The 21,131-nt window shown below is 54.5% G+C and carries 17 protein-coding genes; 3 read left to right on the top strand and 14 right to left on the bottom strand.

Annotated features, from left to right (window positions below):
• Positions 1 to 29 precede the first annotated feature (29 nt).
• The 10 genes from ACQY1K_RS21780 to rfbC all read right to left on the bottom strand — a co-directional run bounded on the left by ACQY1K_RS21780 (position 30) and on the right by rfbC (position 12,773).
• The gene (locus tag ACQY1K_RS21780; RefSeq protein ID WP_430259410.1) at positions 30 to 1,754 is read right to left on the bottom strand and encodes a rhamnan synthesis F family protein; all 1,725 of its coding nucleotides are present in this window, start codon (positions 1,752 to 1,754) and stop codon (positions 30 to 32) included.
• Between the two features lie 106 nt (positions 1,755 to 1,860).
• Positions 1,861 to 3,861: a glycosyltransferase gene (locus ACQY1K_RS21775; protein ID WP_430259408.1), complete on the bottom strand. Its 2,001-nt coding sequence runs from the start codon at positions 3,859 to 3,861 to the stop codon at positions 1,861 to 1,863.
• Positions 3,862 to 3,917: 56 nt separating this feature from the next.
• Positions 3,918 to 5,090 (bottom strand): DegT/DnrJ/EryC1/StrS family aminotransferase, encoded by a 1,173-nt coding sequence (locus ACQY1K_RS21770; RefSeq protein ID WP_430259406.1) that lies wholly within the window; start codon positions 5,088 to 5,090, stop codon positions 3,918 to 3,920.
• A 2-nt stretch (positions 5,091 to 5,092) separates the two neighbouring features.
• Positions 5,093 to 6,007 (bottom strand): GDP-L-fucose synthase family protein, encoded by a 915-nt coding sequence (locus tag ACQY1K_RS21765; protein ID WP_430259404.1) that lies wholly within the window; start codon positions 6,005 to 6,007, stop codon positions 5,093 to 5,095.
• An 8-nt stretch (positions 6,008 to 6,015) separates the two neighbouring features.
• Complete coding sequence (gene gmd, locus ACQY1K_RS21760) at positions 6,016 to 7,137, bottom strand: GDP-mannose 4,6-dehydratase (RefSeq protein ID WP_430259402.1); 1,122 nt, start codon at positions 7,135 to 7,137, stop codon at positions 6,016 to 6,018.
• Positions 7,138 to 7,304: 167 nt separating this feature from the next.
• Positions 7,305 to 8,579, bottom strand: coding sequence for a discoidin domain-containing protein (locus ACQY1K_RS21755; RefSeq protein WP_430259400.1), 1,275 nt, complete (start codon positions 8,577 to 8,579; stop codon positions 7,305 to 7,307).
• A 763-nt stretch (positions 8,580 to 9,342) separates the two neighbouring features.
• Entirely contained in the window at positions 9,343 to 10,215 is an 873-nt protein-coding gene (gene rfbA / locus ACQY1K_RS21750; RefSeq protein WP_430259398.1) for a glucose-1-phosphate thymidylyltransferase RfbA, read from the bottom strand.
• Positions 10,216 to 10,239: 24 nt separating this feature from the next.
• Positions 10,240 to 11,130, bottom strand: coding sequence for a dTDP-4-dehydrorhamnose reductase (rfbD, locus tag ACQY1K_RS21745; RefSeq protein WP_430259396.1), 891 nt, complete (start codon positions 11,128 to 11,130; stop codon positions 10,240 to 10,242).
• Positions 11,130 to 12,191, bottom strand: coding sequence for a dTDP-glucose 4,6-dehydratase (rfbB, locus tag ACQY1K_RS21740; RefSeq protein WP_430259394.1), 1,062 nt, complete (start codon positions 12,189 to 12,191; stop codon positions 11,130 to 11,132). Before rfbB ends, rfbD begins: the two co-directional genes overlap by 1 nt.
• Positions 12,192 to 12,209: 18 nt before the next feature.
• Positions 12,210 to 12,773 (bottom strand): dTDP-4-dehydrorhamnose 3,5-epimerase, encoded by a 564-nt coding sequence (gene rfbC / locus ACQY1K_RS21735; protein WP_430259392.1) that lies wholly within the window; start codon positions 12,771 to 12,773, stop codon positions 12,210 to 12,212.
• A 256-nt stretch (positions 12,774 to 13,029) separates the two neighbouring features.
• Here rfbC and ACQY1K_RS21730 point away from each other — a divergent pair, with 256 nt between their 5' ends.
• The 3 genes from ACQY1K_RS21730 (at position 13,030) to ACQY1K_RS21720 (ending at position 17,797) form a co-directional block, all read left to right on the top strand.
• Positions 13,030 to 14,454 carry a phosphomannomutase gene (locus tag ACQY1K_RS21730; RefSeq protein ID WP_430260623.1) on the top strand — a complete coding sequence of 475 codons (1,425 nt, stop codon included), beginning with the start codon at positions 13,030 to 13,032 and terminating at the stop codon, positions 14,452 to 14,454.
• A 39-nt stretch (positions 14,455 to 14,493) separates the two neighbouring features.
• A complete protein-coding gene (locus ACQY1K_RS21725) occupies positions 14,494 to 15,921 on the top strand; it encodes a mannose-1-phosphate guanylyltransferase/mannose-6-phosphate isomerase (RefSeq protein WP_430259390.1) in 1,428 nt (475 codons plus the stop codon).
• A 157-nt stretch (positions 15,922 to 16,078) separates the two neighbouring features.
• Positions 16,079 to 17,797 carry an ABC transporter ATP-binding protein gene (locus tag ACQY1K_RS21720; protein ID WP_092664368.1) on the top strand — a complete coding sequence of 573 codons (1,719 nt, stop codon included), beginning with the start codon at positions 16,079 to 16,081 and terminating at the stop codon, positions 17,795 to 17,797.
• A 38-nt stretch (positions 17,798 to 17,835) separates the two neighbouring features.
• Here ACQY1K_RS21720 and ACQY1K_RS21715 read toward each other — a convergent pair whose 3' ends face one another.
• From ACQY1K_RS21715 to ACQY1K_RS21700, 4 genes are read right to left on the bottom strand one after another with little or no spacing between them, the layout of a single operon-like run.
• Positions 17,836 to 18,534 (bottom strand): ABC transporter ATP-binding protein, encoded by a 699-nt coding sequence (locus ACQY1K_RS21715; protein ID WP_430259388.1) that lies wholly within the window; start codon positions 18,532 to 18,534, stop codon positions 17,836 to 17,838.
• 1 nt (position 18,535) lies between these two features.
• Positions 18,536 to 19,270 carry an ABC transporter ATP-binding protein gene (locus ACQY1K_RS21710; protein ID WP_174197437.1) on the bottom strand — a complete coding sequence of 245 codons (735 nt, stop codon included), beginning with the start codon at positions 19,268 to 19,270 and terminating at the stop codon, positions 18,536 to 18,538.
• Complete coding sequence (locus tag ACQY1K_RS21705) at positions 19,258 to 20,220, bottom strand: branched-chain amino acid ABC transporter permease (RefSeq protein WP_430259386.1); 963 nt, start codon at positions 20,218 to 20,220, stop codon at positions 19,258 to 19,260. The genes ACQY1K_RS21710 and ACQY1K_RS21705 overlap by 13 nt, the downstream gene beginning before the upstream one ends.
• A complete protein-coding gene (locus tag ACQY1K_RS21700) occupies positions 20,217 to 21,098 on the bottom strand; it encodes a branched-chain amino acid ABC transporter permease (RefSeq protein ID WP_430259384.1) in 882 nt (293 codons plus the stop codon). The genes ACQY1K_RS21705 and ACQY1K_RS21700 overlap by 4 nt, the downstream gene beginning before the upstream one ends.
• Between the last annotated feature and the right edge of the window lie 33 nt (positions 21,099 to 21,131).

The raw sequence follows: 21,131 nt of genomic DNA, 5'->3' as shown, positions 1-21,131 counted from the left end.
TCTGGTCCACGTATCCTCTTAAGCAGCGATTACTCTTCAACCATTTCATGACTGCGCGGGGCGAATTCATACGAAGCTATCGGCGTTTGACCGACTGCCAAACCCTCAATCCTCGTATCAATTTGTTTCGTGGCGACCTTAAGCAGGCGGGCGCAGGCCGAAAACGTCCAAGCCCGCTCGATGGCATGTGCAAGCGTCCCATCTGTTTGAGACGCCTCAAGTTCAAACTTGTCCGGATCTAAGTCTAGATCAACTAGCGCCTGCAGTGCGGCCGGTCTTGCCATGAAAATCGATCCGGCAACAAACCCAAGTTTTGAGTTTCGTATATCACCTACACCCATGCGGCCTTTTAGTTCACTTAAGCTACCTTCGTTGCTTCCCATGAAGCCTTCTAGGGACACGTAGTGTCCGGCAGGCCCCAGGATACCGACATCCGGCCGGGCATCGAAAATTCGAACAGCCGCAGCAAGCTCCTCAGGCCTGATGAAGCATGCGAGTAGTTCCTTCCGCCATTCTTCGCCGTTATCTAAATGCTTTGAGCGCTTTGTGTGAAGCTTCAAAATAAGCGAGAACTCTTCGTGATTCATTTTCCTCAGCACTGATAAGAACGGAAGAACGTCGCGCCCGCGGTTCGCTGACACAATCACTTCCGCGTCAAATTTGTATTGAGCAAGGACCGCGTGCACATCGCCGGCTTTGTCCGGCGGCACGGTCAAAAACAGCTTGAGCCTACCTTTGTACTTCGCGAGCTCCGAGAGTATTTCCCCAAGAAGCTCCGGGTAGAAAGCATGAATTATGCACGCAATTTTATGATCCGACGGCACGTCTACGGGTTGGCCGAACCTTTGCTGGCCCGTTAGACGGTAGTTCGACGCAAAAGAGCCTTCCTCGACTGAGAAAGGGTTTTGGAAATTCATACGGCTTAAGTTCTCTCGAAAGAATACCCGAACGCTCTTCGGGATGATCGTCTCGTCATCCAGCTGTCCATAATGCCAGTACCGGCTTGGTATGCCCGAGACCTCTAGCGCGCGTAGCCTCCGCTTGTACCAATTCCATATTTCAAACACAGCATAGTTCCCCGCGGCGAATCGCTTCGTCATACCCTCGCCGTCAGAGTTAATTTTGGTAAAGTGATAGAACCGTAGTAGGTCGTCATTAACGCCGATGTCGCCGTCTTCACGAATTTTCACAACGCGGCGGCTTATGTTCCAACTCGCAACATTGAAACCCGGGCGGCGTTCGATGTATACATTATCGAAGAGAGATGGGATTAAATCACAGTACTTTTGGTCAGTGAATATCCCATCTTCGATCTGATCGTAGCAAGCCCTGTAGAGACACTGATCCCACCACGCCGCAACCGCGTTGCCAGTTTCATCGTTTTTAACAGCAATAAAACCTAGATTATAAATCCCGTACTTCAACGAAATCTGTTCGTTGTCTGCGAAGTCGTGAGCCGAGGTATTCGGTTCCACTTGATGTGGTGTGAGTATAACTGACGCGGTATCCAGTTTGGCGGCTATGTTATCAAGGGTATGGAAAACCGCTATATCTGGGTCCAGATAGACGACCTTTTCTGCTCCCGAGTTAAGGATATGCTGTAAGGCCCTTCCTTTGACAGCTGTACACGCCTCGACAATATCGTGTTTGAAAATGAAAGCTTCCCAGTCCGGAAACAAAGTCTCCGGATCAAGTATGACGTCAAAGTCGCGCTCCCAGTCGGACTCGGTGAAGCCCCGGGGTGGTCGATCCACAAGTACCGCCCATATTTGCCAATCCGGGTTCGCGCGTCGCAGTGACTGAGCTAAGATCCGAGCGCGAGATAAGTAGGCATAGGAAAAACTAGTATAAACATGAACTTTAGGCAATGGATGCCTCCGCGAAATGCTTTGAAGATGACGTCGTGCCGACGAAGGAAAGTTCGAAGTTTCGCTTCATTGCTGCACCAGATTTTACGTAATCTAATGCCAGTCCGTCCGAAAAGAAGTCAACTAGGTCTCTCGGGTTATCGAACACAACCCCCCGCTCCATCTTTCGTATAATGGACGCCACGTTGCCGCTATTTTTCAAAGTTAAGATCGTACACCCAGCAGCGATCGCCTCATAAGTTACGAAGGAGAAGGTCTCCGGCCAGCCAGACGGCATGATGACGAGATCAATGTTGTTCTGTCTTATGAGCTCGACCATTGACGTCTCGGACCCAGCCTTGACCTCGGCGTGGACCCTGGTCACGTATCTATCGTGATGATGATTAAATGATTGGCTTACGAAATGTAGGAATTCATAATTCATATTGAACCGGTTCGCGGCAACAACTTCTTTAAAGATGCGCCAGCCCTTATGCTCCACCGGATAACCCACGAAAGCTATCCGGATAGGCAAATGTGGAGCTCTTTCATCTTTAGGCTCATTTGTTGGTGACAACTCGCTATGTGGAACGACTTCTTCACCGTGGCGCCTGCCATTGAAGGACTTAACCCAGATATTCAAGGCTGCCTCTGATGGAGACAGGACAACGAAAGGTATCTGCGCAAAGAGAGCATTAATTTGCGCCACTCGGCGGGCCCGCTCGTCGCCAAAGATGCAAACTGAGCAAGCGATTGAGTCCAACGGCGGAGCTCCACAAAATTCTACTTGGTTGCGAAGTAGATTATAACCTTTGCACAAGCTGGAGTAGTCATGCAACCAGTAGTAGTTTTCCGTAGCGCTGAACGCCTCATTGAGCCCGGTCATAGCGGGCAGACTGTGACCTAACGGAGAATGGACAACAAATACGCGTCTGGCAGCAGCTTTATACCGCTTCATACATTCAGCTATTTGATCGCCCGAAAATATTCCGACAAGAGCGCCATCCACGACCACCTTGAAGCGTGTCTCCTCGAGCGCCGTATCAAATATAAAGTCCGATGATTCACAGGGTGATATGTGAACGTAACCGTAGTCCCTAGTATTGAAGAGCAATTGTTCTTTGCCGACCACCAACTCCGTTCCAGCGACGACCTCGATGTAGCAAGTGTGGCTCAGCGATAGGACAATGCCGCTTCCGTATGATTTAGTCGAGAGAGCGACGGCATCATCGAGCAGCTTATGGTTTGATGGCGCATCGCGGTACTGTGGCGCAGCTGGCCTTACCTCGTCCTGAAGTGAAGCCAGCAGCCCAAGCCGCTCGTCTACATGTTCTCTAGGAAAACGGCCTTCGTCCTTACCAAACTTGATATAGTGGAGAAACGGGTTGATTCCAGAGTTCCTGACGTCAGCAAATGTGCTGAGGTAATAACCTGTGCTGAACCAGTCCGTCGGATCCCTGTGTTCTCGCCAGCCCGAGCTACAGTAATGCTGGAGCGCATCTACCCCTGCGCTCTTCACATCGGGGTTGCGACCGTAATAGTAGTCCGCATCGAAGTGTGCGGTTAAGCCAACAATGACATCATCGAAGCTGTTCCGCTGAGCAAGAACAATGTGGATTTCCGGCTTTTGAAGCTCGATCTTGGCTGGTTCAAATTCGGGATCAACATTCAACGCGTGTTCATACATCTCAACGGCGGCCAAGACACTTCCCTGCAACTTCAGGACGTGTCCCAATTGTAGGTAGGTGTCAGCAGATTTTGAGTTATGTTCTAAGGCTGTTCGATATGCGCTCTCCGCGCCAGCGAAATCGCCCCCTTCCTTCAGACAATGTCCGTATTGCACCCAGAGCCCGTCGTGGTACGGAAGATGCTTTAATGCCTCAACGTAGTAATTTTGGGCAACAGCCCAGTTTCTGTTTCGATTGGCGTCGTCTGCCTTTTTGACAAGACTAGTCGCCTCGCTGGTGGCCTGACGCAGCAGTCCGAGTTTTATTAAGGTCTTCCGTATCAGCATTGTCTTCTCTTAATCGGCGACTTCACCATGTGCCCAAGTACCTCATCGTTGATCGATTAAGTTGGCTCATTCAGCAATGCACGCACAGCCTTGAGCTTGTCGCGGATATCGACCTGCTGGTTTCCAATGAAAAACCCTCTAGAATCAATTCGTTCTGCCGCTTCTAAACTTCCTGCAACGTCATACTCGAAATATTTTATCACTTCATTTTTAAGAAAGTTACCGGTGACTATCGGCCGTACGTCGACTTTACTCGCGGTTAGCTTCTCAATAAGTCGTTTTCGTTCAACCTCGGCACCGTCACGGATAGTCAACGCAAATCCAAACCAGCTGCTTTCGCCGACTTCATCCTGTATCTGCAGGAAAGGATGGTTCCCAAAAAGCTCTTGGAAATACTTTCCGTTCTCGCGCCTATTTTCTATGAATGCCGGGAGTTTTTTTAGTTGCTCTTGACCGATTGCGCCACTCATTTCGATAGGCCGTACGTTGTAGCCAGGAAGGACGAACTTGAAGGACTCTTCAAAAGGATCGTCACTTTTTTCACCAGTGACATGGTTGATTTTCGGTAGGTTTCTTGTCCAACCATGGGCTCTGAGGGACAATAGGACATGATAGAGCTCTTCATCATCCGTCACAACGCATCCACCCTCCATGGTTGCAATATGGTGCGAGTAGAAGGAGCTGAAAGTGCCCATCATTCCGAAGGTTCCAGCTTGCTTCCCACGGAATCGAGCGCCCATGGATTCGCAATTGTCCTCCAGAACCGCGATGTCACGATCACCGATGATCGCAGAGACGGCGTCGAAATCGTTGGGATTACCCAACAAATTTACCAAACAAATTGCCTTAGTTTTGTCGGTAATAGCCGCTCTCAACTTATTCAAATCTATATTTAAGGTATTGGGATCGATGTCAACAAATACAAGCTTCAAACCGTACTGATGAAACGGGTAATACGTCGTGGACCACGACACGGCTGGAACGATTACTTCGTCGCCTCTCTTGAGCTTCGGATTTTTCGTGAAAAACAGTGCAGCGACCATCAGCAGGTTGGCAGTTGAGCCAGAGCTAACCATCAAGGCATATTTTGAACCGAAGTAATCTGCGAACTGGCGTTCGTATGTAGCGACGTTTTCGCCCATTGTGAACATGCCGGATTCGATTACTCGCTGAATTGCAGCGATTTCTCGATCATCCCAAGTATCGGAGGCGAGGTTCAGATTGATCATTTTTAGGCTCCCTTGATGTAGAATTCATGCGTCTTTGCGATCCCGTCTGCAAGGGATGTGGTCGAACGCCATCCCAGCGCTCGCAACTTCTCAATATTTACTAGCTTTTGGCTCATCCCAGAGGGCTTGGACAGATCGTGCACGAAGCTGCCTTTAAACCCGAGGACATCTGCAATCACTTCATAATAGTCATTTATGCTGTAATCCCGCCCGATCCCTACGTTTAGGTTCTGTGGTAGTGTTTCTATTTTTCCGAGCGCTATGAGAAGGAAGTCTGCGAGATCTCCCGCATACATAAACTCGCGTCTCGAAAGGCCATCGCCCCAAACCTCTACGGCGTCACGCCCTTCGATAACAGCCTCGGAGATCTTGCGAATTACCGCCGGGACCATGTGAGATCTAGCCGGATCAAATTTGTCGTGTCTACCATATAAATTGCAGGGGATTACTGTCTTATATTGCAACCCATACATAGAAGAAATGTATGTGCATAAGCGCGAACAGGTTATTTTCGCTAATGCGTAGCCTTCATTAGTCGGTTCGAGAGATCCCGCTAGAATTTCATCTTCATTCAACGGATTTGTCGCTGATTTGGGGTACATGCATGAGCTGCCAATGTTGAGCAGCTTTTCTACGCCCGCGCCTTGGGCGCCGAGAATGACGTTCATACCCATTTGCAAGTTCTCGACAAGAAACTGGACTGGAGCAGCGATGTTCGCTTGGATGCCGCCGACGAGTCCAGCCGCGTGAATTACAGCATCCGGTTTCTCTCGTTGAAAATATTCCGCAACGGAGTCTTTGTTCGAAAGATCGAGCTCTCGTCGGTCCGGCGTGTACAATTCGATGTCTTTGGCTCTAGTATGCTCTCGGAGATTTTTTCCGACCATTCCGGAGCCGCCTGTAACGATAACTTTCATCTCTCGTCTCAGCCTTCGACGGAAAAAGCGACATGGTGCCCGTGCTGCTTTAAGAACGCGTGCCTTTTCGCAACCTCAAGGTCATGGGCCGCCATTTCTGCACACATTTCCTGTACAGTGATTTCCGGCGTCCAACCTAGTTTACTTGCAGCCTTGGATGGGTCTCCAAGCAAGGTCTCGACTTCCGCTGGTCGGAAGTATCTTGGATCTACCTTTACTATAATGTCGCCGACCGAAAGCCCGGGTGCGTCTGTGCCGGTGATTTCGACTACTGTACCGATCTCGTCTACACCCTGCCCGGAGAACGCCAGAGTTATACCGAGCTCTTGTGCCGCCCATAGTACAAATTGGCGAACGGAATACTGCTTGCCAGTGGCAATTACAAAGTCTTCCGCCTGTTCTTGCTGCAGCATCATCCACTGCATACGGACATAATCCTTAGCGTGGCCCCAGTCCCGCAGCGAATCCAAGTTACCCAAATATAGGCAATCTTCTAAGGACTGTGCGATATTAGCCAAACCTCTGGTAATTTTACGTGTCACGAAGGTTTCACCACGTCGCGGAGACTCGTGGTTGAAAAGAACTCCGTTGCAAGCGTACATACCGTACGCCTCTCGATAATTTACCGTTATCCAGTACGAATACAGCTTCGCAACCGCGTAAGGCGATCTCGGATAGAACGGAGTAGTTTCCCGCTGAGGAGTTTCTTGCACTAAGCCGTACAGTTCCGATGTCGAGGCTTGATAAAATCGTGTCGTCTTTTCTAGTCCGAGGAACCTGATCGCTTCAAGTAACCTTAAGGTCCCTATTCCGTCGACATCCGCGGTATACTCAGGCGCCTCGAAGCTGACCGCGACATGCGATTGAGCGCCGAGATTATAAACTTCGTCAGGCTGGACCTGGTTGATGATCCTTGTGAGATTGGACGTGTCACTGAGGTCACCGTAGTGCAGGTGAAGTCTGGGATTAGCGCTATGTGGATCTTGGAAAAGATGGTCAATTCGCTGTGTATTGAACAAGGACGAGCGACGCTTTATACCGTGCACCTCGTATCCCTTTTCAAGCAGTAGCTCAACGAGATAAGATCCATCTTGTCCGGTTACGCCGGTGATAAGCGCAGTTTTAGCCATTCTTCGTATACCTCTATTACGGTCGGTCTACAGTCTATCAGACTGCTTTGAATCAGGATTTCGTTTCCGTGCACTCCAAGAATCGATCCTGGTTGCTGAGTTTTTTTCTGATATTGCTTAGATCCAAGCCGCGCAACCTACGTGATCATCGTTCATGCCGCATAACACTAGGCTAAACAAAGTTTGTCTGTGGGATAATTTAGCATAGTATGCCTTTGTAGGTCTGAATTAGTCCAGTCACCCACCTTGATGTATTCGTGAGAGCCGTCGATCACGTTTACTATCGTTCTGACGTTTGGAAGTGCGGGGAAAAACTGGCCACCCTCCGGCACGAAGTTGAAGACTGTGTCAATCGCGTCCGAGAAATGGCAGACGGCGGGACCGAATGTTCCATACCCGTATGCCATGTACCGCGAGTTGACGATGCTGTTGATATCAGCAACAACTGCACCACTCTGGCAGCAATGGAGAATCTGGTTCTCAATCAAATATCTTTCGAGTGCATCGATGACCGGATTCTGCCTATCTTCGAAAACGAGCTTAACTCTCGAAATTGAACCCTCATTCAAAAGTCGTTCGATTACCAGCTTGTAAAACGCTAGAGGGGGCTGGACATAATCGGCGTGAACCCAGCTTGAGAATATGTCGCCGGACCGTATATGTATGCATAGCTCGTCGAGAGGTTTCGACGAGGATTTGATGGACGGAAAAAGTCGTTTTACAATATCCCTGATGATCCGGTGGTAGTTTTCATCAGTTCGTGACTGGTCGGGCTGTGTATGAAAAAAATAACCGCGTAGGAAAGCGCCGCTCTCTGGAAGCGGCGCGTCAGCCGGAAGGAACGTTATCCCATCCATCGCGATTGGTTCATTAAGACTGACGAGACCTCCCTCAGCCACCTGGATATATTGCAGCCCCGCCTTTTGTGCGATTTCGATTGCATTAGCGTATTGGATGACACAGTTTCCAAACGCGCCGTGCTGATTGATTTTCAATCCAATGATATCAGGCGAAACGTCTGAATGCCGAGCGACAATATTATAACTTTCGGGGTACAGCGAGTTAGGCTCATCCGACATTGGAAGTCTGACTCGCCACTCTGCTGAAAGCTCGACAATGCGAGAGTATCTAGTTTCTACGAATACTTCGACCTGAGACAAATGAAAGTAATTACGCTCGCTAAGCTCGAGTCTAATGTAACGAGCCCACGCGCTGCCTCGAAGCGGAAGCTGTAGCGGCGGTGCGCCGTTACCAGGTCCGAAGTAGGCTAACCCACTGTGGACTGTGGTCCACGTAATCATGTCGAGTGAAATTTTAATGGAGAGTGTCTTAGCTTTGTCGTGAAATCCGTCACGCCGATTGTGTACAACTATTGCCTCGACCGGGTACGGTCTTTGCAAATCAACGCTCCACCACGGGGCCTCCTCTTCATCGGTGTGCAAGCTAAAATTCTCAGGACAGCTTTGTCGCAGGACGCCGTTCGCGCCCAGGTCCCCGGACCATACAGAGTATGAACTCTGCTCAGCGAGTCCGACAGGAGCTACATTTGTTAGGGATAATTCAGGGCATAACGACTGATAAGAGTTCAAAACGTCCTTACTCCTAGGCCTGCGAGTTTGTTAGCATCGGCGATCAACGGCATGGACCGTGCCCATCGGTCGGTCGGACGACGCCGCGTTCCCGTTTCCACCGGTCTCTCAAACGGTATTAATGGTTTAGGACAGATACCGTAACCGCTGCCGTAAGTGAAGCCCACAGTTCGTGCCGTTGCCAGACGTAGGGCGACATTTCACTCGAAGTACAAAGACGAGCGCCCGTCCGCCGCTAGTTCGTCCAAGTTCTCTTTCGGTTCTGCAGACGCCTCGGTACCGCAATCGGAAAGCGTAGCACGAGAGATTGGCTTTCGCGCGACTCCGGGATCTCTCGGTCTTAGCCACGGGAGCTGACAGCGTTCACTAAGAGCGCTTTTTCGATGGATCGTAGTGAGACCCCGGCTTGGCACAGGGTAATGAAGATCTGCGTGGGTCCTGATTAGCCTCTGGCAACGCGGGTCCTTCGCGATCAGTCTGAAACAAATGCTCGATTAATGGTTATGCGGGAGCTCGAATAGGCGTACGCAAATACAGGCCTCACGTACACCTAGTTTTCAACTCACATAATGCTGCGCTAATTAGCTATCAAACAAGCAACTTGTGTTAGTATAATCTATATGAGACCAGCGGACACAGCTAGGAGATACTTACCATATTCGCTTTTCCCTAGTTTTTTGCCTAGCAGTTCGAGCTCTTGCGAGGTTATAAAGTTTTTATTGAAGGCAATTTCTTCGGGGCAGTTAATTTTGATTCCTTGGCGTCTCTGCAGCGTTCCGACAAATTCCCCGGCTTCGAGCAAACTATCTGGGGTACCCGTGTCAAGCCAAGCATAACCGCGACCCATCCGCTCTACATTTAATCTTCCTTGGCTCAGATAAACACGATTTACGTCAGTTATTTCGAGTTCACCCCGAGGCGATGGTTTCAAATTGGCAGCGATGTCTACTACCGACTTGTCGTAGAAATAGAGACCGGTCACGGCCCAAGTGGAGCGAGGATTCTTTGGCTTTTCCTCAATGGAAATAGCCTTCATATCTGTGTTGAATTCAACGACGCCGTAGCGCTCAGGATCGTGGACATGATACGCGAACACCGTTGCGCCGTCCTCGCGGGCGGCTGCACTTGAGAAGAGTTCAGTAATGCCGTGGCCGTAGAAAATGTTGTCGCCAAGAATGAGGCAGGACGGATTGGAACCGACGAAATCGGCTCCAATGATATAGGCCTGAGCCAAACCATCCGGTGATGGCTGCTCCGCATAGGACAACGAGATCCCCCATGCGGAACCATCCCCGAGCAGGCGCTGGAAATGCGGCAGGTCGTGCGGCGTCGATATGATCAGAATGTCGCGAATTCCAGCCAGCATCAGCGTCGACAGGGGGTAGTAGATCATTGGCTTGTCGTAGACAGGCATAAGCTGCTTGGATGTCACAAGTGTCATCGGATGCAGACGCGTTCCGCTTCCGCCGGCCAGAATAATGCCCTTCATGCGATTGTCCCCAATATGTTTTCGCTAAGCCGAGAGAAGTTGACGAACGACTTCCAATGTTGAACTTTGCCAGTCCGGCATGGATACGCCGTGTTCCGCGGCAAGCTTGCTGCAGTCGAGGCAAGAATTCTGTGGCCGTTTTGCAGGCGTTGGATATTCGGCAGTCGTGATTGGATGGACGTTTGCCGTCGATCCACCACTCTTGCCCGATGCCTCAAATATTGCTGACGCGAACTCTGCCCAGCTGGCATCGCCCGTTCCGGTCATATGAAAAACGCCGCGCAGGCGCGCATCGTCTAAAGCCAGAAGATTATCGCCAACCTTGAAGACTGCGTCAGCGATATCAAGAGCAGATGTCGGGTTGCCGATCTGATCTGCGACGACGTTCAAGTCATCTCGCGTCTCTGCGACGCGAAGCATGGTCCGAAGGAAGTTCTTGCCGTAGGGGCTGAAGACCCAGGCCGTTCTCAGGATCGCGTAGTCTGCTCCAGAGGCCGCCAGCAGACGCTCCCCCTCGAGCTTAGAGCGACCATAGACGCCGAGCGGGTTGACAGGATCGGTCTCTAAATAGGCAGAAGACTTTTTGCCGTCGAACACGTAATCCGTCGACAGATGCACAACTGGGATACCAAGTGCCTTCGCAACCCTTCCGATCTCGCCAACCGCTGCAGCGTTGATCGCAAATGCGTTCGCCTCATCCGTCTCGGCTTGGTCGACCGCGGTGTAGGCGGCTGCGGAAACAATCACGGCAGGCTTGGCACTCAGAATTGCTGCCTCGATCGTATCGATCCGGGCAAGGTCGAGCGCCGGTCGACCCAAAGGCAGGACTTCAATGTCCCGATGGCGTGACGCACGTTCGACGAGCGAGCGAACCACTTGGCCTTCCTGACCCGTGACGAGATAGCGACGAACCATCACTTCGCTCCGGTGGCTGCGAGCAGGCCAAGGCGGCTGCCGTCGTAATCCTGGCGAAGCGGCGCCCACCACCATTCGTTCTCAAGATACCACTTGATGGTCTTTTCGATGCCGCTGTCGAAGTCTTCCTCGGCCTTCCAACCCAGTTCGGTTTCCAGCTTGGTCGCATCGATGGCGTAGCGGGCGTCGTGACCAGGGCGATCCGTCACGTAAGAGATAAGGCTCTCGTGCTTTGTCGGCTTCGGAGCCAATCCGTCCATGATCGAGCAGACGCGCTTTACGACATCGACGTTGCGGCGCTCGTTGCGTCCGCCGACATTGTAGGTTTCTCCGATACGGCCACGCTCGGCAATCAGGTCCAGCGCGCGGGCGTGGTCTTCTACATAGAGCCAGTCGCGAATGTTGGCGCCATTGCCATAGACCGGCAACGACTTTCCTTCGAGAGCATTCAGAATGATCAGAGGAATGAGCTTTTCCGGAAAATGGTAGGGGCCGTAATTGTTCGAGCAGTTGGAGACGACAATCGGCATGCCATAGGTGCGCGCCCACGCCTTAGCCAGATGGTCGGACGCCGCCTTGGAGGCAGAATAGGGAGACGAAGGATCGTACGGCGTCTCTTCCGTGAAGAGACCGTCTTCCCCGAGCGAACCATAGACTTCATCGGTCGACACGTGGAGGAAACGGAAGGCATCCTTGCGGTCGGTCGGCAGACCATTCCAGTAATGCCGGGCAGCCTCGAGCAGGGTGAACGAACCAATGACATTGGTTTCGACGAAGTCGCGAGCACCCGTGATGGAGCGATCCACATGGCTTTCGGCGGCAAGATGCATCACTCGATCGGGCTGGAAGCTCTCGAAAGCCTGCTGTATGGCGGCGCGATCGCAGATGTCGGCCTGTAGAAAACGATGTAGTGGATTGTTGTCGACAGTCGAGAGCGAAGCAAGATTACCTGCATAGGTCAACTTGTCGATGGTCAGGACCTCATAGCCCTTTACGCTGACGAGGTGGCGAACAACCGCGGACCCAATAAATCCGGCGCCGCCGGTGACGATTACACGCATTCGAAATCTCCAGAGAAATCAGGCTTGGTATACAAACGCGCCCCCAAGATCGGCAAGCCTTGGCTGGACTTTGTCCTTAGCCGAAAGAACCGCCGCCTCCGCATCGACTGGCCATTCGATCCCGAGCTCTGGATCATTCCACAGAAGACCGCGGTCATGCTCAGGGCTGTAGTAGTCGGTGACTTTGTAAGAAATGATACTATTCGGCTCTAGGGTGCAGAAGCCGTGGGCGAAGCCCGGCGGCACCCACAGCTGGTGGCCGTTATCGGCCGTAAGCTCAGCCTTCACATGCTGACCATAGGTTGGCGAGCCGGTGCGGATATCGACTGCGACATCAAGGATGGAGCCTGCAAGACAGCGAACTAGCTTGCCTTGTGCTCTTGGGTGAAGTTGGAAATGGAGGCCACGTATGGTCCCAAGTTCAGCAGAGAGAGACTGATTATCTTGAGTGAACTCCCAGGGACCAACATTTTTCTTGAAGTAGTCAGCGCGGAAGGTTTCTGAAAAGTAGCCTCTGCTATCACCAAATCTGGTAGGCTGAATTATCACTAATCCAGAAATCGCTGTGTCTTTGAATAGCATAACTCACCTCGGGCGCCAAATTCTCATCCGGCTTTATCAATAGCGCTGTATGAAAGCAACGAGGTAATGATTCGAGAAAGTAGCGAGGACATTATTTATGCTCAACCATAAGGTGAAGCGAGCTTGCACTTTCGCAGATGCGATACAGCTGACCGAGGCGACGGTAAAAATCAACTCCAGCGAAGCTAGCTTGTGGAAATTTCCGATGTTTTAAACCTGTTCGCGAAACGATGCCATTGTTTGGGGCTTTCACTAACTGAAATTTGGAACAAGCGGCCTTCGCGGTCTTGTCGTTGACCTTCAGGGGAGAGCCTCGGCGCTCTATGCGACGGCGTTTGCGCGCCATCTTCTTGAGGCCGGGCTTGCGAAACCGGGTGATCCGGTCTTGGTTGGTCGTGACTTTCGCGCTTCGAGCCCCGGTATATCGGCAACATGTATCGGCGCCCTGCAGCGAGCAGGACTCTGCGCGATCGACTGCGGTGCCGTTCCCACACCCGCGCTTGCACTATACGGTATGAAGCTCTCGGCTGCCTGCCTGATGATCACAGGATCGCATATCCCGGATGATCGCAACGGCATCAAATTCTACCGTGCCGATGGCGAGATCGACAAACAGGACGAGATCCGAATCACGGCGATCGCCGGCTCTATGGTTGGCGAAGAGATCGACGACGCGGCGGGCGAAGCTGCAGATCAGCGGGCGGAGGCCGAAGCGCTTTTCGTGGAACGCAATGCCATGCTGCTTGCTCCGAACGCATTGGCCGGATTGACTATCGGCGTTTATCAGCATTCGACGGTCGCACGCGATCTCTTCGTTCAGATCCTTGAAAAGCTGGGGGCGCGTGTCGTACCGCTTGGACGCTCTGAGCGTTTCATTCCGGTCGATACGGAAGCCGTTTCCGCCGAAACGATTGATTTCCTTCGCAGCTGGGCCCCGCAGCACCGTCTTGACGCGATCGTGTCAGCGGACGGGGACGGCGACCGTCCGCTTGTCTCAGACGAAAAAGGGCAACCGCTCAGAGGCGACCTGTTGGGCCTGATCACGGCGAACTTTCTTCATGCCAAGGTCGTCGCCACGCCGGTCACGTCCAACTCTCAGATAGAAGCCGCCGGCGACTACAGAGTTTTGAGAACGAAAGTCGGCTCTCCCTTCGTGATCGCGGCAATGCAGTCGGCCGCCGACGCCGGTGATACGGAGATCGTTGGGTTTGAGGCAAATGGCGGAACACTGACCGGCTCCGATTTCACAGTCGCTGGCGGCACATTGAAGGCGTTGCCGACCCGAGACAGCTTTCTTCCGGCAATCGCGACGCTTTCGCTTCTCGCGAAAGCCAAGCAACCGCTATCGCGTGTCGTTGCCGATCATCCGCTTGTGTTTGCAGCGGCAGACCGCTTGGAAAACTTCCCGGTGGAAACGAGTGCGGCATTGATGGCCCATCTGCGGGCATCCGACGAAAACCTCGCGGCTTTCCTTGCACCGATCGGCTCGGTCGTTTCGAAAAGCGACATCGACGGGCTTCGCGCGACACTCGAAGACGGGCGTATCATCCATCTTCGCCCTTCCGGAAATGCTCCGGAAATGCGCTGCTACGTCGAAGCGCCGGATGAACGGGCCGCCTCGGAATTGTTGGATCAAGGGCTTGATCTCATTCGGCATTGGGCGGCAGAACGTAACCGATGACAAATCTCAAAAGCAAAAGCGTCAGTGGAGACTGAGACTATGGTTGGCAAGATCATTCCCGTAATCATGGCAGGCGGCAAGGGCACGCGGCTGTGGCCGTTGTCACGGTCTTCTGCACCAAAGCAGTTTATACAGTTCGTCGGCGACCAGACGCTGTTTCAGTCCACGCTTGCGCGTGTTGCGGACGAGACGCTCTATGAGCCTGCAATCGTCATCACCAACGAAGATTTCCGCTTCCTTGCCGCCGAACAGGCACGTGAGCTTGGCCTGCCACTCACGGCGATCATGCTGGAGCCTTCCGCACGCAACACGGCACCGGCCGTTGCCGCAGCCGCTGCCTTCGTCGCCGAGAAGTTCGGCGATGATGCGATTTTGCAGGTGCTGGCCTCCGACCACGAAATCGAAGCGGGCAAGGCCTATTTCGATGCCATTCAGACCGCACGCAAGACGGCAGCAAGCGGCAAGCTTGTCACCTTCGGCATTACACCGACCGAGCCTTCGACCGGCTATGGCTATATCGAGATCGGTGACCAGCTCTCAAGCGGTGCGAACACAGTAAAGCGCTTCGTCGAAAAGCCTGCCCTGCCCGAAGCCGAAAAGATGTTGGCGTCTGGCGGCTTTGTCTGGAACTCCGGCATCTTCATGTTCAAGGCCGGCACGGTTCTGTCAGAACTCAACCGCTTTGCGCCAGCCGTTGCGGAAGCGGCAAGCGCTGCCGTTGCAAAGGCATCCGGTGACCTGGATTTCCTGCGCCTCGACGAGGCCGCGTTTTCGGCCAGCCCGAACATCTCGGTCGACTATGCGATCATGGAAAAGACAGCAAACGCTGCTGTCGTGCCGGCGTCCTTCACTTGGTCAGACATGGGCAGCTGGGATGCGGTCTGGAAGCTGGGCGAGCAGGATGCCGATGGCAATGTCGCGCTCGGCAACGCGACGCTGATCAACACGAAGAACTCGCTCGTCCTGTCGCGCCACGGTCATATGGCCGTGCAGGGTCTGGATGGCATTGCCGTCATCGCCAGCGAGGACGCTGTCTATGTCGGCCGCCTCAACGACAGTCAGAACGTCGGCAACATCGTCAAGCAACTCGCCGCCGCCAAGGCGACTTCGGCTCTCACCGAAACACATCCAACCTCCTACCGCCCCTGGGGTGGCTATACCTCGATCCTCAACGGCGATCGGTTCCAGGTGAAACGGCTGTTTGTGACGCCAGGCAAGAAGCTCTCTCTCCAAAAGCATCACCACCGCTCGGAGCACTGGATCTGCGTCAAGGGCACGGCCGAGGTGACGATCGGTGACACCGTGCAGACGGTTCGCGAGAACGAGAGCGTCTACATTCCACAAGGTGAAGTCCATCGCCTGGCCAACCCCGGCAAGATTATGCTTGAAATGATCGAAATTCAGACGGGATCTTATCTCGGCGAAGACGACATCATCCGTATCGTCGACGAGTTCGGGCGCGGCTGATCACAACTATGCAGACCGCCTGAACGAAGTGAATGGCGTGCCGTGGCATAACGGCACTATCCTTTCCGGCGGCTTTTCGAATATGAGAAGGCTACTCATGTTCTCACATCTGGCCTGCATCGCTGCAGGCCAGATGTGACATCGTCTGCAGGTCAGCATGCTTCGCCGCTTCTTCTCCTATTATCAGCCCTATAAAGGCCTATTCCTCCTCGACTTCGGCTGCGCCATCGTGTCCGGCCTCCTCGAGCTTGGATTTCCCATGGCGGTGAAGCTGTTTGTGGACAGGCTTCTGCTGAGCCAGGAATGGCTGCTGATCATCCTCGCGTCCGCTGGCCTTCTCGTCATCTATGTCCTCAACACAGGGTTGATGGCCGTGGTCACTTATTGGGGCCATATGCTCGGCATCAATATCGAGACAGACATGCGGCGGGCGGCGTTCAACCACCTGCAGAAGCTGTCGTTCGGCTATTTTGACAATCAAAAAACTGGTCATATCGTCGGGCGCCTGACCAAGGACCTGGAGGAAATCGGCGAAGTCGCGCATCACGGGCCTGAAGACCTGTTCATTGCGCTGATGACCTTTGTCGGCGCTCTGCTGCTGATGTTTTCAGTCAATTGGCAGATGGCGGTCATCACTGCGACCATCGTTCCTGTGACCGCCTGGGCAACAAGCCATTTTGGCGGCCGCATGACTGAAAATTTCCATCGGCTTTTCAGCCGGATCGGCGAGTTCAACGCACGCATTGAGGAAAACGTCGGTGGTATGCGTGTCGTGCAGGCTTTCGCCAACGAGGGTCACGAGCGCGCGCTGTTCGAAAAGGACAACCAAAGCTATCGCCGCGTGAAGCTGGAAGCCTACAAGCTGATGGCCGCCACCAGCTCCATGAGTTACCTCAGCATGCGGCTGACCCAGATGGTGGTGATGGTGACCGGCGCCTATTTCGTGCTCGCCGGCGAGCTGACGGCGGGCGGCTTCATCGGTTTTCTGCTTCTCGTCGGCATCTTCTTTCGTCCGGTGGAAAAGATCAATTCGGTGATCGAGACCTATCCGAAGGGGATCGCGGGCTTCAGGCGGTTTACCGAACTGATCGATACGGAGCCGGATATTGCCGATGCACCGGATGCGGTCGCCGTTGATCACCTGAAAGGCGAGATCGCGTACCGGTCCGTGACCTTCGGATACACCGCGACGAAGACTGTCTTCGAAGAGATCAACCTCGACATCCGTGCTGGCGAGACGATTGCGTTCGTCGGCCCCTCTGGCGCCGGCAAGACGACCATATGCTCGCTTCTTCCGCGCTTTTATGAAGTCGTGTCGGGCAGCATCACGATCGACGGGATCGACATCCGCAAGATGACGAAGGAATCCCTTCGCCAGCAGATCGGCATCGTGCAGCAGGATGTCTTCCTGTTCGGTGGTACGCTGCGGGAAAATATCGCCTATGGAAGACTGGGTGCTTCCGAGGCCGACATTGTCGAAGCGGCGCACCGCGCACGTCTGGAGGACATGCTAGCAAACCTGCCGGAGGGGCTCGACACTGTCATCGGTGAGCGTGGCGTGAAATTGTCCGGCGGCCAGAAGCAGCGGGTCGCGATTGCCCGCATGTTCCTCAAAAACCCACCGATCCTGATCCTCGATGAAGCGACCTCCGCGCTTGATACTGAAACCGAGCGTGCGATACAGCGTTCGCTTGCCGAACTATCGCAGGGGCGGACCACGCTGATCATCGCCCACCGGCTCGCCACGATCCAGGGCGCCGATCGAATCGTCGTCATTGATGATTCTGGTATTGCCGAACAGGGCACCCATCAGGACCTGATCGAACGCAGGGGCGCGTATAACCGGCTGCATTCCGGCCAGGTCGGCATGGTCTGATCGGTGATCAGGATCGAGCCACGCAAGATCGCCCGACTTTAGCCGACACCGACGTAGCGGGACAGAAGAGACGGATCGGCTCTCAGCGCCTCTACCGGCATAACCGCCTGCGCCTTGCCGTTCTCGACGAAACAGACGCGGTCGGCGATCGACAACACGGCCTCGACCCGCTGCTCGACCAGCAGGATTGCTTTCCCCTGATTGCGCAGCGTCAACACGACATTGCGGATCGTGGCGATCATCGAGGGCATCAGGCCTTCGGTCGGTTCGTCCAAAAGGATGACCTTGGGATCGAGACATAAGGCGCGCGCGGTCGCCAGCATCTGCTGCTCGCCGCCGGACAGCGTCCCGGAGACTTGGCCGAGCCGCTCCTGCAGCCGGGGAAACAGAGCCAATGTTTCGTCGAGCACGCGCGGCGGACTGCGGCGCGTCATCATGCCGATTTCGAGATTTTCCCGCACGGTCAGCTCGGAGAACAACCGGCGGCCTTGCGGCACATAGCCGATGCCGAGGCGTGGCCTTTCATGCGCCGGCAGCGCGGAAATCTCGGTGCCATCCAGCCGGATACTACCGGCACCGGTCTTTGCGAAACCCATGATGGCACGCAGGGTCGTCGTCTTGCCCGCACCATTGCGGCCGAGCAGGCAGAGAACCTCGCCCTTCTCCACCGTAAGCGACATACCCTGCAGCGTCTTGCTGCTGCCGTGATAGACATCGAGATTGGAGACTTCGAGCATATCAACCGGTTCCCAGATAGGCGGCCTGCACGGCTGCGTTGGCACGGATGTCTCCGGGCGACCCCTCGGCGAGGATTTGACCGTGGTTGAGAACCGTGATCGTGTCGGCGAGTTGCATGACGACGGGCATGTTGTGCTCGATCAAAAGGACCGTTGCAGACGTGGCGATTTCCTTGACCAGCCGGCAGAAACTTTCGATCTCGCTATCCGACAAGCCTTGCGTCGGCTCATCCAGGATCAGGAGTTTCGGCTCCAGCGCCAGTCCCATCGCGACTTCGAGAAGCCGCTGGTGGCCATAGGCCATGGTCCCGGCCTTCTCTCCCATTCGATCCGCAAGGCCAACGCGGTCCAGGGCTTCCTGCGCCTTCTCGGCAATATCAGACCGCTTCGAGCCGGGGTGACGCCTTAAAGCGCTTTGTGCCGACAGCGCCACGTTGTCGAACACGGTCAGCGTCGGATAGATGCTGGTGATCTGGAATGTATAGGCGATGCCGTCGCGCACGCGCTTATGCGCCGGTAGGTTGGTGATGTCCTTGCCCAGGAACTCGATCGAACCGGCGCTCGGCGCGATACGACCGGCCAGCAACGAGACGAAAGTCGTCTTTCCGGCACCGTTCGGACCGATCAGCGCGCGGATCTCGCCTTCTCTGATGGTAAAGTCGACATTGTCAACGGCTTTCAGCCCTCCAAAATGGCGGCTGAGACCTTTTGTCGAAAGCAGGCTCACGGAAGCCATGACAGCCACCTTTCGCGGATCGTCCCGAGAATGCCTTTCGGAAAGAAGAGGACCAGAACCACAAGCGCGACGCCGGTCACGAGCAGATAGGCCTGGGTGTATTCGCTGGTGATGTCGATCATGTAGAACATGAGGATTGAGCCGAGCAGCGGACCAAGGATCGTTCCGGCACCGCCGAGCAACGTGAAGAGCAGCGCTTCGATCGAATACTGGATCGTGGCAAAGGTTGCGCCGACATAGGCGAACATCAGCCCGTAGGCGGCACCGGCCATGGCGGATATCGTGCCTGACAGGACGAGCGCACCGAGCTTCAGCTTGAATGTGTCGAAGCCCAGCATCAGCGTGCGCGTCTCGTTTTCGCGGATCGCGATCAGCACCCTGCCGATCGGTCCGCGGACGACGATGAAGATGACGAGCAGTGTCAAAGCCAGAAGGCCGAGCGCCAGGTTGTAGCGCTGCACGGCATTCGTCAGGTCGATGTGGAGTCCGAGGAGATCGAAACTGCGGGCGGCTGCCGGCATCGTCAGGCCTTCTTCGCCGCGGGTATAGTCGGTGAAGTAGGTGATCGTGAGATAGGCAACCTGGCCGAACATCATGGTGACAATCATGAAGGCGACGCCGGTCGTTCGCAGAGCAATCACGCCGATGACGAGCGACAGGGCGGCACCACAGACAATTCCGATGAGAAACGCGAGTGGCACGCCGAGATCGGTGTAATAGGCCGTCATGCCGGCGCCATAGAGACCGGCGGCGAAGAACATCGCATGTCCGAGGCTGAGCAGGCCCGTATAGCCGAACAGCATGTTGTAGCCCATGGCATAGATCGCCAACAGCATGACGCGGGTCATGGCGAGGTGGTGATAGTCGGGCAGCACGAACTGGACGAGAAAGAGAGCTGCCAGCACGCCGACATGAAGCGCGATGACGCGCATGGTGTTGTCGCTCCTCATCGCGCCTTTGCCCCGAACAGACCTTCCGGCTTGAACACCAGAACAAGGGCGACAAGCAGGGTCGAGATGATCTTTGCAAGCGTCGGTGAGAAGAACACCGAAATGATGCCGTCGCTCAGTCCGATCAGAAGGGCTGCAATGACGGTGCCGCGCAGACTGCCGAGGCCGCCAAGGATGACGACGATGAAGGAGAGAAGCAGCGGATCGAGCCCCATTAGGTAATGGGCCTGACGGATCGGCACGATCAGCACCGCTGCTATCGCCGCCAGCATGGCGCCGGCGGCAAAGACGAAGGCACAGACCCGTTCGATCGGTATGCCGAAGGCCTGCGCCATCTCGCGATCAAACTGCGTTGCCCGCATGATGAGCCCAAGCCGGGTGCGGCTGAGCACGAACCAGACGGCGAGCAGCAACACGATCGCCGCTGCAATGACGAAGAGGTTGTAACCGGAATAGCCGAACCACGGCAGCTGGATGCGGTAATGGAATGGAGCCGACACCGGCCGCGCATCCGGACCATAGGTCAAAAGGACCGTCTGCTGGATGATGTAGAGCATGCCGATCGTGGCGACGATGGTCGATTCCGGATCGTAATTCAGGCGCTTCAGGATCAGCCGCTCGCTGGCGAATGCGATCGCCCCGACAATCAGCGGGCTGATGACGAGTGCCGCGAAGAAGCCGACGGCTGGATGCAGCGAAAACATCGATGCCACCCACCACGCAACGACCGCACCGAGCATGTAGAATTCGCCATGGGCGACATTGACGACGCGCATGACGCCGAACACCAGAGACAGGCCGAGTGCGGTCAATGTGAGGACCGCGGCCTGCAGCAGTCCTTCCAATGTCGCCAGCAGCAGAAACGGACCGAACGCCAAACCCTAGCTCCTATGCACGGACACGACTGTCCC

Origin of the sequence: Neorhizobium sp. IRS_2294 (assembly GCF_050500145.1) — a bacterium.
GTDB lineage: Bacteria > Pseudomonadota > Alphaproteobacteria > Rhizobiales > Rhizobiaceae > Neorhizobium > Neorhizobium soli.
Note: the sequence above shows the minus strand (reverse complement) of the source record. Positions and strands in the feature narration are given on the sequence as shown.

Excerpts from the sequence above, each read along its gene's own strand:
- ACQY1K_RS21775 (WP_430259408.1), bottom strand. The coding sequence starts at position 3,861 with ATGCTGATACGGAAGACCTTAATAAAACTCGGACTGCTGCGTCAGGCC.
- ACQY1K_RS21770 (WP_430259406.1), bottom strand. The coding sequence starts at position 5,090 with ATGATCAATCTGAACCTCGCCTCCGATACTTGGGATGATCGAGAAATC.
- ACQY1K_RS21765 (WP_430259404.1), bottom strand. The coding sequence starts at position 6,007 with ATGAAAGTTATCGTTACAGGCGGCTCCGGAATGGTCGGAAAAAATCTC.
- gmd (WP_430259402.1), bottom strand. The coding sequence starts at position 7,137 with ATGGCTAAAACTGCGCTTATCACCGGCGTAACCGGACAAGATGGATCT.
- rfbA (WP_430259398.1), bottom strand. The coding sequence starts at position 10,215 with ATGAAGGGCATTATTCTGGCCGGCGGAAGCGGAACGCGTCTGCATCCG.
- rfbD (WP_430259396.1), bottom strand. The coding sequence starts at position 11,130 with ATGGTTCGTCGCTATCTCGTCACGGGTCAGGAAGGCCAAGTGGTTCGC.
- rfbB (WP_430259394.1), bottom strand. The coding sequence starts at position 12,191 with ATGCGTGTAATCGTCACCGGCGGCGCCGGATTTATTGGGTCCGCGGTT.
- rfbC (WP_430259392.1), bottom strand. The coding sequence starts at position 12,773 with ATGCTATTCAAAGACACAGCGATTTCTGGATTAGTGATAATTCAGCCT.
- ACQY1K_RS21725 (WP_430259390.1), top strand. The coding sequence starts at position 14,494 with ATGGTTGGCAAGATCATTCCCGTAATCATGGCAGGCGGCAAGGGCACG.
- ACQY1K_RS21720 (WP_092664368.1), top strand. The coding sequence starts at position 16,079 with ATGCTTCGCCGCTTCTTCTCCTATTATCAGCCCTATAAAGGCCTATTC.
- ACQY1K_RS21715 (WP_430259388.1), bottom strand. The coding sequence starts at position 18,534 with ATGCTCGAAGTCTCCAATCTCGATGTCTATCACGGCAGCAGCAAGACG.
- ACQY1K_RS21710 (WP_174197437.1), bottom strand. The coding sequence starts at position 19,270 with ATGGCTTCCGTGAGCCTGCTTTCGACAAAAGGTCTCAGCCGCCATTTT.
- ACQY1K_RS21705 (WP_430259386.1), bottom strand. The coding sequence starts at position 20,220 with ATGAGGAGCGACAACACCATGCGCGTCATCGCGCTTCATGTCGGCGTG.